The sequence below is a fragment of the Streptomyces sp. NPDC005263 genome (assembly GCF_042872365.1).
Lineage (GTDB): Bacteria > Actinomycetota > Actinomycetes > Streptomycetales > Streptomycetaceae > Streptomyces.
Map to the genome: position 1 here is coordinate 101691 of NZ_JBIAKJ010000008.1, position 13757 is coordinate 115447.

The following is a 13757-nucleotide window of genomic DNA, read 5'->3' on the forward strand; positions in this document are numbered from 1 at the left end:
CGCGATGTGCCGGGGGCCGGCCCGGGAGAGCCCGCCCCCGGCACATCGCCGAGGCCGCTACAGCGCCGGGTAGGCGTTCTTCATCAGCTCCTGGAACTGGGCCGAGAACCATTGCCCGGAGAGCGGGGCGTTCGGCAGGGCGCCGGACATGTTGTTGTTGTTGCGCGGGTTGCCCGTGTAGGTCGGGTCGCACATCCGGTCGAAGCCCTTGCCCTCGTCGTTCGGGATCGCGCTGCTGGAGCCGTCGGACTCACCCGGGGGCTTCATCCAGACGTACGCGTCGATCCCGGCGGCCGGGCTGGCCTTCGGGCGTTCGCCGAGACCGGCACCGGACTGGTTGCACCAGTTGCCGACGTGGATACGGCGGTCGTATCGGCCCCCGTTGACGTAGGTGTCGACGTCCGTCATCGCACCGGGGCCGGTGGGCCGTGCGGTGCCGCCCCAGCCGTTGCGGCTGGTGTCGATCAACATGCCGATGTTCGAGTTGAAGCCGGTCGACACCAGTTGGTTGCGGAACGCCTGGGCGAAGGACAGTTCGTCCGTGTACCGGTTCCAGTCGACCCACTTCGACTCGCGGACCGACTTGCCGGCCACCGTTTCGTTGATGGAGAAGTTGTTCTCCTTCAGGGCGCTGTAGTTGGCCGTGTTGGTGATGAAGCCGTGGACGTCGTTCACGGTGGCGCCCTCGGAGGTGGCTGCCTCCTTCATGATCGCGGCGCTGGGGGCGAAGTTGTCGTCCCAGCCGAGCCAGCCGTGGTGCCCGGCGTCGATGTAGTTGTAGACGTTGGGCACGTCACCGAGCTTGTTCAGGGCGTAGCCGACGCCCTTCTGGTAGTTGCCGTTGGCCTTCATCACGTCGCACTGGGGCGTGGCGGTTGCCCGGCTGCCGGTGTTGGTGACGAGGTTGGGCAGCGAGTCGATCTCGATGGCGGTGACGATCCGCAGTCCGGCGTACTTGGAGTCGGCGAGGATCGTCTTGATCGGGTCGATGTACTGCGTCTTGTACTTGTCGATCTCCGTCGGGCCGAGTTCGCCGTTGGAGGCGAGGGCGGAACAGTCGCGGCCTGGCAGGTCGTAGATCACCAACTGGACGACGAGCTGGCCGGAGCCCTTCTGCTTCAGTGCCTCGTCGAGGTGGGCGCGCAGGCCCATATGGCCGTTGGCGCCGTTGATCGCGGCGATGCGGTCCAGCCAGACACCGGTCGGCTGGTTGGAGATCCGGCTTCCGCCGGGCTCGGCCGCTGCGTTCGCGGACCACTCCGGGTTCACGTACACCTTGGCGCCGCTGTAGGGGTTGTCGACCCGGGTGCCGCCGCCGGGGTCCGTCGGGTCGGTCGGGTCGGTGGGGCCGCCGCCGTCGACGTTGCAGGTCACGCCGTCGAGGGTGAAGGTGGCCGGGATCGCGTTGGTCCCGCTGTAGGTGCCCTGGAAGCCGAAGCTGACCGAGCCGCCGGTGGCCAGCGAGCCGTTGTAGCTCTCGTTGGCCGCGGTGACGGTGGTGCCGCTCTGGCTGACCTTGGCGTTCCAGCCGCTGGTGACCTTCTGGTTACCGGCGTACGCCCACTTCACCGCCCAACTCGACTTGGCGGTGCTGTTGTTGGTGACGGTGACGTTGGCGGTGAAGCCGGTGTCCCACTGGTTCTGCACCTTGTAGTCGACGGTGCAGGGGACGGCGGCGACAGCTGCGTCCCCGGCGGCGGCGAACGCCGTCCCGGAGGCCCCGGCGACCAGCGCCAGGGCGGAAAGCAACGCGGTTCTGGTACGACTCATGAGTGCGGGTTCCCTCTCGGTTGCGGGTGTCAGCCGTTCAGGGCGCGCAGATGATCACGCAGCCCGATTCCGTACGCGGTGGGGGTGCCGTCGTAACTGGAGATCAGGGACGGACCGGTGGCGCAGTTCCAGGTGTTCCAGGTCCAGCCCAGGTAGGACAGGCCGCGGTCGTCGAACCACTTCATGACCTGGTCGACGAAACCGTGTGAGCAGGTGTTCTCGCCGATCTCCCCGGCCACGAGCGGCACTTGGGCGGCGACCGGGGCGAGTGTGGAGTTCCAGCAGCTCTCGTTCGAGCAGGTGTTGAAGTTGTAGACGTGCCAGGCGGCGGCGAGATTGCCCGCCGGGTCGGTGGGCCGGTACGCGAGCCACTGGCTCAGGTCGTTGGAGTAGGCGAGTCCGCCGGCCAGGATCAGGTTCTTCGCGCCGGTGGCCCGGATCGCGTCGACCAGATCCTGCATGCCGGCCACCTGGTACCCGATGCCGGGGCAGGTGCCGCCGTCCCGCCAGCACTGCCACGCCTGAGTGGTCGTGGCGGTCGCGCGGTCCGGGTAGGGCTCGTTGAACAGGTCGAACACCACGGTCGGATCGCCCTTGAAGGTGTTCGCCACCGACGTCCAGAAGGACGGCGTGTACTGCATGTCGGGCATCGGCTTCTGGCAACTGGCGTGCACGTCGGAGCAACCGGACGAGTTGCCGGTGTACTGGCCGTAGGTCCAGTGCAGTTCGAGCATGGGTGTCATGCCGTGCGCCCTGACCTTCGCCACCAGGTCCTTGACCGCGTTGATGTAGTTGGCGCCGGCGTACTGGGGTTGGATGTTGGAGAGGCCCAGCCAGCACTCCTCGTTGAGCGGGATGCGGACGGTGTTGGCCTTCCAGTCGGCGATCGCCTTGACCGAGGCGTCGTCGACCGGGCCGTCCCAGATGCCACGGCCCTGCACGCACATGAACTCGCCGCCCGAGCGGTTCACACCGAGCATGCGGCGGGTCCTGCCCGCGCTGTCCACCAGCTTGTTGCCCAGGGCCCGCAGGGCGGGTGCCGTGCCGTCACCGGGAGCCGGCGGATCGGTCGGATCCGTCGGGTCGGTCGGGCCGGAGTCGGTGTTGCAGAGGGTGCCGTTGAGTGTGAAGGTGGTCGGTACGGTGCCGCCGCCCGACCGGGACGCGATGAACCCGGCACTGACGCTCGCGCCGCTGCCGAGCTGTCCGTTGTAGCTCTCGTTGGCGGCGGTGACGGTCGTGCCGGACTGGGACCACTTGGCGTTCCAGCCCTGGCTGACCTTCTGGCCGCCGGCGAGGTCGAAGGTGAGGTTCCAGCCGCTCATGGCAGCCGTGTTGTTGGTGATCTTCACGGCACCCTGGAAGCCGGTGTCCCACTGGCTGGTGACGGAGTACTCCACCGTGCAGGCAGGGACGGCTCCGGACGCCGTGACCGCCGGCACCGTCACGGACCCGAGGAGGGCGACCGCGGCGGTGGCGGTGACGGCTAAAAGTACTGAACGCGGGGGGTGTCGCATGAGCGACTCCTTGCAGATCAGGCGCGTCGTGACGGACGCGTCGACTGATGGAACCGCTCCCACTGGTGTCAAGGAAGGTAGCGCCAAGTGACGGCAAAGAACAGAGGAGTCACTGACTTTCCTTCAAGGCCTGGCGTCGAATCTTTTCGACTCTTCAAGCATCTTGACCCCTACCACACCCATCCCCACTATGGGAGCGCTCCCACTGGTTCAAGCCTTGACTTCTCCGAGCCGCAAGGAGGAACCAGCACATGCCCCCCACGAATAGACGCCGGGCCGCTCGGCGTATGTGGACCGCTGTCGTGGCGGCCCTCGCGCTTCCGTTCACGATGCTGAGTGCGGGTTCAACTCCTGCTCAGGCGGCGCCACTTCAGTGCAGCGTCGACTACAAGACGAACGACTGGGGCGCCGGTTTCACCGCGGAACTGACGATCACCAACCGCGGCACGGACGCCATCGACGGCTGGACCCTCACCTACGGCTACACGGGCAACCAGAAGCTGACGAACGGCTGGAACGGCACCTGGTCCCAGTCCGGCCAGACGATCACGGCGAAGAACGCCACCTACAACGCCAGGATCGCGGCCGGTGCGGCGGTGTCGACCGGCGCGCAGTTCACGTACAGCGGCACCAACGCGGCGCCGACGAACTTCGCGGTCAACGGCACCAGTTGCACCGGTGCCCACCAGCCGCCGATCACCGTGCTGACCAGCCCCACCGCGGGCGCGGTCTACACCCAGGGCGGCGCGGTCCCGCTCGCGGCGACCGCCGCCGCCGCGGACGGCGCGACGATCAGCAAGGTCGAGTTCTACGACAACACCACGCTGCTGGGCACCGACACGAGCGCGCCCTACTCGTTCTCCGCTTCTGGCTTGACCGTGGGCAGTCATTCGTTGCTGGCCAAGGCGTACGACAGTCTGGGCGCCTCCGCGGAGTCCACGCCGGTCGGCGTCACGGTCGCCTCGGGTCCCGCCGTGGTGGCCTCGACCACCCAACTGGCCGTCCAGCAGGGCAAGACGGCCACGTACGACGTGAAGCTGTCGACGCAGCCGTCCGCCAACGTGACCGTGACCACCGCCCGCACCACCGGCAACTCGGGCCTCACGGTGACCGGCGGGGCGTCGCTCACCTTCACGCCGTCGAACTGGAGCACGGCGCAGAAGGTGACGATCACGGCGGACTCCTCCGGGACCGGCGCGGCGACGTTCGAGTCGACGGCCACCGGTCACGGCAAGGCCTCGGTGACGGTCACCCAGATCGCGGCGTCCAAGACGTACGACGCCCGGTTCCTGGAGCTGTACGGCAAGATCACCAACCCGGCCAACGGCTACTTCTCCCCCGAGGGCATCCCCTACCACTCGGTCGAGACGCTGATCGTCGAGGCGCCGGACAACGGCCACGAGACCACCTCGGAGGCGTACAGCTACCTCCTGTGGCTGCAGGCCATGTACGGCAAGGTCACCGGCGACTGGACGAAGTTCAACGGCGCCTGGGAGATCATGGAGAAGTACATGATCCCCACCCACGCCGACCAGCCGACGAACTCCTTCTACAACGCCTCGAAGCCGGCCACCTACGCGCCCGAGCTGGACACCCCGAACGAGTACCCGGCGAAGCTCGACACGTCGGTCCCGGTCGGTTCGGACCCGATCGCCGGTGAGCTGAAGAGCGCCTACGGCACCGACGACGTCTACGGCATGCACTGGCTGCAGGACGTCGACAACGTCTACGGCTACGGCAACTCGCCGGGCAAGTGCGAGGCCGGTCCCTCGGACACCGGACCGTCGTACATCAACACCTTCCAGCGCGGCGCGCAGGAGTCGGTGTGGGAGACGGTGCCGCAGCCGACCTGCGACGCCTTCAAGTACGGCGGCAGGAACGGCTACCTGGACCTGTTCACGGGTGACGCCTCCTACGCCAAGCAGTGGAAGTTCACCAACGCCCCGGACGCCGACGCGCGCGCGGTGCAGGCCGCGTACTGGGCGGACGTCTGGGCCAAGCAGCAGGGCAAGGGCAGTGCGGTCTCGGCGACCGTCGGCAAGGCCGCGAAGATGGGCGACTACCTGCGCTACTCGATGTACGACAAGTACTTCAAGAAGGTCGGCAACTGTGTCGGACCGTCGACCTGCCCGGCCGGTACCGGCAAGGACGCCTCGATGTACCTGCTGTCCTGGTACTACGCGTGGGGCGGCGCCACCGACTCCTCGGCGGGCTGGGCCTGGCGCATCGGTTCCAGCCACGCGCACGGCGGCTACCAGAACCCCCTCGCCGCCTACGCGCTGAGCTCCTACGCCGACCTGAAGCCCAAGTCGGCGACGGGAGCGGCGGACTGGGCCAAGTCGCTCGACCGGCAGCTGGAGTTCTACCGCTGGCTGCAGTCGGACGAGGGCGCCATCGCGGGCGGCGCGACCAACAGCTGGGCGGGCCGGTACGCGACCCCGCCGGCCGGCAAGTCGACGTTCTACGGCATGTACTACGACCAGCAGCCGGTGTACCACGACCCGCCGTCCAACCAGTGGTTCGGCTTCCAGGCGTGGTCGATGGAACGGGTGGCGGAGTACTACCAGCAGACGGGGAGCGCCTCCGCGAAGGCGGTCCTCGACAAGTGGGTCAAGTGGGCGCTGTCCAAGACCACCGTCAACCCGGACGGCACCTATCTGATCCCGTCGACGCTCCAGTGGTCGGGCCAGCCCGACACCTGGAACGCCACCAGCCCGGGCGCCAACAGCGGCCTGCACGTCACCGTCGCCGACTACACCGACGACGTCGGTGTGACCGCCGCGTACGCCAAGACCCTGACGTACTACGCGGACCGCTCCGGTGACACCCAGGCCGCGACGACCGCCAAGGCACTCCTCGACGGCATGTGGAAGAACCACCAGGACAGCCTGGGCATCGCCGTCCCGGAGACCCGCGCCGACTACAACCGCTTCGACGACGGCGTGTACATCCCGTCCGGCTGGACCGGGACGATGCCGAACGGCGACGCGATCAACTCCTCGTCCACCTTCGAGTCCATCCGTTCCTTCTACGAGGACGACCCGGCCTGGTCGAAGATCGAGGCCTACCTGGCGGGCGGAGCGGCGCCCTCCTTCACGTACCACCGGTTCTGGGCCCAGGCGGACATCGCCCTGGCCATGGGCTCGTACGCGGAGCTTCTCGAATAGTCCCCGCCGGGCGCTCCGCGGGTTGGGCGGTTCTTCGACTGCGGGTCAGTTGTGGCTGGTCGCGCAGTTCCCCGCGCCCCTGAAGGGCGCGGGGCGGCACCGCCTGTCTCCGAGGCGCTTGGAAGTTTCGCGTACGTGGTCCCGTCACCTGACGACGGGGCCGGCCGGCCGGGCGGCCTCCTCCCGCACTGGGGGTCGCCCGGCCCTCGCACGCTTCCCTCCTGAACGGCCCTCCCGAAAGGAAGGTCCCCCACCGTGCGAAGAACCCGCATCCTCACGGCCGTGCTGGCGCTGGCGGCCGGTCTGCTCGCGGGCACGCCGCCCGCGCTGGCGGCCGGCCCCGAGCGGGCGGCGATCGCCGCCGACACGTACACCTGGAACAACGCCCGCGTCGACGGGGGCGGCTTCGTCCCCGGCATCGTCTTCAACCGCGCCGAGAAGAACCTGGCGTACGCCCGGACCGACATCGGCGGCGCCTACCGCTGGCAGGAGTCGACGAAGACCTGGTCGCCGCTGCTGGACTCGGTGGGCTGGGACGACTGGGGGCACACGGGCGTGGTGAGCCTGGCGTCCGACTCCGTCGATCCGAACAAGGTGTACGCGGCGGTCGGCACGTACACCAACAGCTGGGACCCGGGGAACGGGGCGGTCATGCGCTCCTCCAACCGGGGCGCGAGCTGGCAGAAGACGGACCTGCCGTTCAAGCTGGGCGGCAACATGCCCGGCCGGGGCATGGGCGAGCGCCTCGCGATCGACCCGAACCGCGACAGCGTGCTGTACCTGGGGGCGCCGAGCGGCAAGGGCCTGTGGCGGTCGACGGACTCAGGTGTCACCTGGTCGCAGGTGACGAACTTCCCCAACGTCGGCACCTACCAGCAGGATCCGACCGACACGAGCGGCTACGCCAGCGACAACCAGGGCATCGTGTGGGTCACCTTCGACGAGTCGACGGGCACCGCGGGCACGGCGACGAAGACCGTCTACGTGGGCGTCGCGGACAAGGACAACGCGGTGTACCGGTCCACGGACGCGGGCGCGACGTGGACGCGGCTCGCGGGGCAGCCGACCGGCTACCTCGCGCACAAGGGCGTGCTGGACGCCAAGAACGGCTACCTCTACCTCGCCTACAGCGACAAGGGCGGTCCCTACGACGGCGGCAAGGGCCAGCTGTGGCGGTACGCGACCGCCACCGGCACCTGGACGAACATCAGCCCGGTCGCCGAGGCCGACACCTACTACGGCTTCAGCGGACTGACCGTGGACCGGCAAAAACCCGGCACCGTGATGGCCACCGGGTACAGCTCCTGGTGGCCGGACACCCAGATCTTCCGCTCCACGGACAGCGGCGCGACCTGGACGAAGGCCTGGGACTACACCTCGTACCCGGACCGGTCCAACCGCTACACGATGGACGTCTCGTCCTCGCCGTGGCTGACCTGGGGCGCGAACCCGTCGCCGCCCGAGCAGACGCCCAAACTCGGCTGGATGACGGAGGGGTTGGAGGTCGACCCGTTCAACTCGAACCGGATGATGTACGGGACGGGCGCGACGGTGTACGGCACCGAGAACCTCACCAACTGGGACGCCGGCAGCAAGTTCACCGTCAGACCGATGGTGCGGGGGCTGGAGGAGACGGCGGTCAACGACCTCGCCTCTCCCCCGTCGGGCGCCCCGCTGCTCAGCGCGCTCGGTGACATCGGCGGTTTCCGCCACGCGGACCTCACCAAGGTCCCGTCGATGATGTTCACCTCGCCGAACTTCACCACCACGACCAGCCTGGACTTCGCCGAGACCACCCCGAACACGGTGGTGCGGGTCGGCGACCTCGACTCGGGCCCGCACATCGCCTTCTCGACCGACAACGGCGCGAACTGGTTCGCGGGGACCGACCCGTCGGGCGTGAGCGGGGGCGGCACGGTGGCCGCGGCGGCCGACGGCAGCCGGTTCGTGTGGAGTCCTCAGGGCGCCGGCGTGCAGTACGCGACCGGCTTCGGCACCTCGTGGGCGGCCGCCGGCGGTATCCCGGCGGGCGCGATCGTCGAGTCCGACCGGGTCGACGCGAAAACGTTCTACGGCTTCAAGTCCGGGAAGTTCTACGTCAGTACGGACGGCGGCGCCACCTTCACGGCCTCCCCCGCCACCGGCCTGCCCAGTGGGGACAGCGTGCGCTTCAAGGCGCTGCCCGGCACGAAGGGCGATGTGTGGCTGGCCGGCGGGGCGAGCGACGGCGCGTACGGGCTGTGGCACTCCACCGACGGCGGGGCCTCCTTCACCAAGCTCTCCGCTGTCCAGCAGGCCGACACCATCGGCTTCGGCAAGGCGGCCCCGGGGGCGTCGTACCAGACGCTGTACACCAGCGCGAAGATCGGCGGGGTCCGCGGCATCTTCCGTTCCACCGACAAGGGCGCCACCTGGACCCGTATCAACGACGACGCCCACCAGTGGGGTTGGACGGGTGGGGCGATCACCGGTGACCCGCGGGTGTACGGCCGGGTGTACGTGGCGACGAACGGCCGCGGGGTGATCTACGGCGACAGCTCGGACAGCGGCGGCGGTACGGATCCCGGTCCGGGCCCGGACCCCACTCCCACCGGTACCTGCTCGGTGACGTACAAGGTCACCAACCAGTGGTCCGGCGGCTTCCAGGCGGACGTGCAGCTCACCAACACCGGTTCGGGCGCCTGGAACGGCTGGTCGCTGGGCTGGACCTTCGCGGCCGGACAGAAGGTAACCCAGGCGTGGAACGCCGAGACCGCGCAGTCCAGTACGGCGGTGACGGCCAAGAACGTCGGCTGGAACGGGACCGTGGCGGCCGGCTCCTCGGTGGGCTTCGGCTTCACCGGCAGCTGGTCGGGGACCAACCCGAAACCGACCGCGTTCAAGCTGGGCGACCAGAACTGCGCGGTGAACTGACGCCGTGGGCCCCCGTCCGGGCACGGGACCGGACGGGGGCGCGGCAGCTCGGGCCTGACCCGTGCCCCTACTTCACACTGCCGGTGAAGATCGCCGTCTCGGAGTCGAAGTCGGGAGCGACCTCGATCTGCAACAGCTTCTCGCCCTTGGGGAGTTCGCAGCCCCACGGCACATTGAGTGACCGGCCGGCCAGCACCTTCGTGTCGGGGCCGCCGTCGAGACCCGCGTCGCTGTCGAAGATGGCCTCGCTGCTGCTCCCGTCCTTTCCGTAGGAGCAGTTGACCGTCAGCATGGTGGCGTCGAGTGTCTTGTCCCCGCCGTTGACGACCTTCACGGTGAACTTCACGTACGGGGTGTTCTCCGGTGACGCGTACTCACCCGACACCGCCCGCGAGAACTTCGAGAGGCTGACGTCCACGTCGCTGTCGTAGGTGACGGTGTCGTCCAGCGCGTAGACGCCGTCGTCGTCGGTTTCCTCGGCGGCCGGTTCCTCGGAGGCGTCCTCGGCCGCGGCGGCGGCCTCCTCGGGGGAGACGGTTTTGGTGACGGTGACCGTGGGGGCGGGTTTCGCCTCGTCGGCGACGTTGGCTCCCACCGCGACGCCGGTGGCGACGATGGCGACGATCACGGCCGCGGCGGATCCGAGGACGATCGCGTTGGCGGGTCCCCTCTTCTGCGGCGGCTGCGGCTGCTGCGGCGGCGGGAAGCCCGGCATTGGCGGCGTGACGTGCTGACTCATGGTCCCCCCAGGGATGGTGCTGTTGCAGGGTGAATCATCCCCGAGAAGACGCACATGGGGAGATCTCGTAACGAAAACGTGTTCATGACGAATCGACTCGGCGTTCCCATTCGCCCTGCCGCACACCTCGCCAACAGAACTGAACTCACTTAAGGTTCGGTCACGGTCTTGACGAGGAGGTCAACCATGGCGTTCGTTCTCATCCACGGTGCAAGCTTCGGCGCGAACTGCTGGGACGAGCTGATGCCCCACCTCGGTGCGGAGGCGTTGGCAGTTGATCTTCCGGGGCGCGGGAGCAGGGCCGAAGTCGACCTGGGCACGGTCACTCTCGCGGACTGCGCCGATGCGGTCCGGGAGGACGTCGAGGCGAAGGACCTGCGGGACGTCGTACTGGTCGGTCACTCCTTCGCGGGAGTCACCATCCCGCGCGTCCTGGACCTCATACCCGACCGGATCCGCCATGTCGTCCTCGTGTCGGCCGTGGTGCCGGCGGACAGATCCCGGGTGCTTGACCAGATCGATCCCGAAGTGCGGGAGCTGGTGGAGCAGTCCATCGCCGGCGGCGTCTACCACCAGACCCGCGAGGGCGCCGCCGCCATGCTGTGCAACGACATGGACGAGGCCACCACCGCGTCCACCCTGGACCGGCTCGCGGACGATTCGGCCGCCCTGCTGAGCGAGCCCGTGGACCTGAGCGGCTACCGACGCGCGATCCCCCGGACGTACGTGCACCTCACGCGGGACCAGTGCTACGTCGAGGAACTCCAACAGCGATCCATCGCGCTGCTTCGGCCCGACGTCATCGATCTCGACACCGGTCACATGGCCATGATCAGTGCGCCCGAGAAGCTTGCCCTGGTCCTCAACACCCTTCACGGCTGATCGCCGGACCGACCTGCGATGGACGGACCGCGAACGGACGGTTGTGGCCCTCGGGGAGTATCGCCGCGGGGCCGGACAGAGGTCGGGGGTGACGGCGCCCACCCGGCCGCCCCATGCGGGGTTCCCCGTGGGCGGCGGGTGGGTGCGCGGTAGCCGACTGGGCGTCAGGAGGTGACGTCCACCAGGACTTTGCCGACGGCGTGGCTCTCGACCGCTCGGTGCGCGTCGGCGGTGCGGTCGAGGGGGAAGCGGATCAGCGGCAGGCCGTGCTCCTCGCCGACCGGCAGCGCGCCGTCGCGCACTGCGGCGGCGACGTCCTGGACGGCCGCGGCGCGTGCCTCCGGACCGGCCGTGTAGAGCACCAGGAACTGAAAGCGGGTGTTCAGCACCATGTTCTGCGGCACGTTCAGTTCGACTGGCTTGCCACCGTCGTTGGCGTAGGTCGAGATCGTGCCGCGAGTTCGCAGCGCGGCCAGGTCCAGTGCGAGGTTCGCGCCCAGCGCCACCTCGGCGACGATGTCGACGCCGTCCGGGGCGATCTTGCGGATCTCGGCGGCCGGGTCGCCCTCGCGATAGTTGATGACGTGGTGGGCCCCGGCGGCGGTGGCCAGCCGGGCTTTCTCCGGGCTGCTGATCGTGCTGATCACGGTGGCGCCGGCCCATCGGGCGAGCTGGATCACCGCGTGCCCGACCGCTCCGGCCCCGCCCGCGGCGAGCACCACCCTCCCGTCGAGTGCCCCGGGCCGCAGCCGGCGCGGGCCGTCCTCGGCGACGGTGAGCGCGCGGTGCGCGGTGAGCGCGGGGACGCCGAGTGAGGCGCCGACGTCGAATCCGGCCTCGTCGGGCAGCGGCACGGCCTGTTCGGCGGGCACGACGGTGAACTCGGCGGCGGTGCCGGTGGGCCGCCCGGCGGCGGCCATGAACAGCCAGACCCGCTGACCGACCCGGCTCTGGTCGACACCCTCACCGACAGCGTCGACCGTGCCGGCGCCGTCGAGGTGCGGGGTGACCTCCGAGAAGTGCTTGGGGTGGCCGACGCCCGAGCGTGCCTGCCAGTCGGTCGGGTTGACCCCGGACACGGCGACCCGGACGCGAACCTCGCCGGGGCCGGGCGCCGGCAGGTCACGGTCGACGAACTGCAGAACGTCGGGGGCGCCGTTGTCGCGGTAGATGATGGCCTTCATGATCCGTCCTTGGAGCCTGGTAGAGCGGGGTTTTCCGGCGTGGCCTGGCGGTGCGTCAGGGTGTCCGGCGTGTGGTGCGGTCGCGAGCCGGGTCGCGTGGGTTCCGGTCAGCCGATAGGGACGTCGTTGGAGCGGGACTCGATGGCATCGAGGGTGGCGAGGGTCGCGGCGTCGAGGGTGATCCCGCTGACCGCGATGTTGGCCTCCAAGTGGGCGGCGTTGGCGGTGCCGGGGATGAGAAGCACGTTCGGGGCGTGGTGCAGCAGCCAGGCGAGGCCGACCTGGGAGGGCGTGGCTCCCAGGGACTCGGCCACGGCGTGCACCGCCGGCTCGTCCGTCGCTTTGGGCAGGCCGGGGAAGACCCCGCCGAGCGGGAAGAACGGCACCCAGGCGATGCCCTCCGCCGCGCACAACCGCAGCATGTCCTCGTCGTCGCGGGAGACGAGACTGTACGCGTTCTGCACGCAGACGATGCCGGCCGGCAGGGCACGGCGCAGGCCGTCGAGGGTGACGCTGCTCAGGCCGATCGCACCGATCTTGCCCTCGTCGCGCAGGGCGGTCATCACCGCGAGCTGGTCGTCGAGGTCGACGACCTGATCGCCCTCAGGACGCAGCCCGGGGCCGGTGTCCAGGCGGCGGAGGTTGACGACCGCGAGCCGGTCGACGCCGAGGCTGCGCAGGTTGTCCTCGATGCTGGCGCGCAGCTGCTCGGGCCGCTGCGCCAGACGCAACGGCACGCGCCCGCCCGGGTTGGGGTCAGCCCCCACCTTGGTGACCACCAGGACGTCGTCCTCGGGGCGCAGTGCCTCGCGGATCACGGCGTTGGCGAAACCGAAGCCATAGAACTCGGCGGTGTCCACGTGGTCGACGCCCAACTCGACCGCGCGGCGCAGCAGCGCGACGGCCTCGCCGCGGCGATCGTGCAGCCGCTCGAGCTGCAAGGCACCGTAGCCGACGCGTAAAACGACGCGGCCGGCGAACGAAGCGGTCGCGGTGGTCATGACGCTGTCTCCTCAGTCGGTGATTGCAAGGCGGTGTACAGCAGTTCGGCCTGGTAGAGCGCCATGACCCGGTGGGCGATCGGAGTGGCGCTCTCCCGGGCCTGGGTCGGCTCATGGTGCTCGACCTTGACGAGCCAGGCTGTGAGGCAGTCGTGCAGCATCGCGCGCATCCGGTCAGTCATGTCGACGACGATGTCGCGGATGGCCGGGTCGGTGGTCGACTCTCCCCAGGTCTGCACGCCGACCCGAGCCTCGGCCGGGTCGATCGCGGCGATCAGACGGGAGAGCAGTTCGTCGGGGCCAGGTGGGGCGTCGGCCGCGGCGTACTCGCCGAGGACATCGGCGCGCTTGGCGAGCACCTCGCGGGCGGCGACCCGGACCAGGTCGGCCTTGTTGCGGTAGTGCGCATAGATCGAGCCGGCCGAGAGACCGGACTCGGCGGTGATGTCGGCGATCGAGGTCCGCTCCAGGCCGTTGCGGCTGAAGCAGCGGACGGCGGCCTCGGCGATCTGAGTACGCCGAAGTTCCTTGCGCGCGTCGGTGAGCCGAGGCACAACACCCCCCACAAAAAGAACGTGCATTCT

Annotated in this window: 9 protein-coding genes; 3 read left to right on the forward strand and 6 right to left on the reverse strand. The window is 69.2% G+C overall.

The genetic code is table 11. From position 1 onward, the window contains the following. Positions 1-57 precede the first annotated feature (57 nt). Both ACFYRY_RS31625 and ACFYRY_RS31630 read right to left on the reverse strand, forming a co-directional pair. Positions 58-1770, reverse strand: coding sequence for a glycoside hydrolase family 6 protein (locus ACFYRY_RS31625; RefSeq protein WP_389153228.1), 1713 nt, complete (start codon positions 1768-1770; stop codon positions 58-60). A 29-nt stretch (positions 1771-1799) separates the two neighbouring features. After that, positions 1800-3287, reverse strand: a complete 1488-nt coding sequence (locus ACFYRY_RS31630) for a cellulase family glycosylhydrolase (protein ID WP_389153231.1) — start codon at positions 3285-3287, stop codon at positions 1800-1802. A 251-nt stretch (positions 3288-3538) separates the two neighbouring features. Between ACFYRY_RS31630 and ACFYRY_RS31635 the strand changes: the two genes are divergently transcribed. Together ACFYRY_RS31635 and ACFYRY_RS31640 are read left to right on the forward strand one after the other, a co-directional pair. Beyond that, entirely contained in the window at positions 3539-6454 is a 2916-nt protein-coding gene (locus ACFYRY_RS31635; RefSeq protein WP_389153234.1) for a glycoside hydrolase family 48 protein, read from the forward strand. Positions 6455-6709: 255 nt separating this feature from the next. Next, on the forward strand, positions 6710-9367 hold the full coding sequence (locus tag ACFYRY_RS31640) for a cellulose binding domain-containing protein (RefSeq protein ID WP_389153237.1): 2658 nt from the start codon (positions 6710-6712) through the stop codon (positions 9365-9367). A 67-nt stretch (positions 9368-9434) separates the two neighbouring features. Here the strand turns inward: ACFYRY_RS31640 and ACFYRY_RS31645 are convergent, their stop codons facing one another. Then, positions 9435-10106, reverse strand: coding sequence for a hypothetical protein (locus tag ACFYRY_RS31645; protein WP_389153240.1), 672 nt, complete (start codon positions 10104-10106; stop codon positions 9435-9437). Between the two features lie 186 nt (positions 10107-10292). Here ACFYRY_RS31645 and ACFYRY_RS31650 point away from each other — a divergent pair, with 186 nt between their 5' ends. Continuing rightward, positions 10293-10988, forward strand: a complete 696-nt coding sequence (locus tag ACFYRY_RS31650) for an alpha/beta fold hydrolase (RefSeq protein ID WP_389153243.1) — start codon at positions 10293-10295, stop codon at positions 10986-10988. Positions 10989-11152: 164 nt separating this feature from the next. On the opposite strand, the gene ACFYRY_RS31655 is transcribed toward ACFYRY_RS31650, so the two are convergent. The 3 genes from ACFYRY_RS31655 to ACFYRY_RS31665 form a co-directional block, all read right to left on the reverse strand. Next, complete coding sequence (locus tag ACFYRY_RS31655) at positions 11153-12172, reverse strand: NADPH:quinone reductase (protein ID WP_389153246.1); 1020 nt, start codon at positions 12170-12172, stop codon at positions 11153-11155. A gap of 107 nt (positions 12173-12279) precedes the next feature. Further along, positions 12280-13173, reverse strand: a complete 894-nt coding sequence (locus tag ACFYRY_RS31660) for an aldo/keto reductase (RefSeq protein WP_389153249.1) — start codon at positions 13171-13173, stop codon at positions 12280-12282. Continuing rightward, a complete protein-coding gene (locus tag ACFYRY_RS31665; RefSeq protein ID WP_389153252.1) occupies positions 13170-13727 on the reverse strand; it encodes a TetR/AcrR family transcriptional regulator in 558 nt (185 codons plus the stop codon). Before ACFYRY_RS31665 ends, ACFYRY_RS31660 begins: the two co-directional genes overlap by 4 nt. Between the last annotated feature and the right edge of the window lie 30 nt (positions 13728-13757).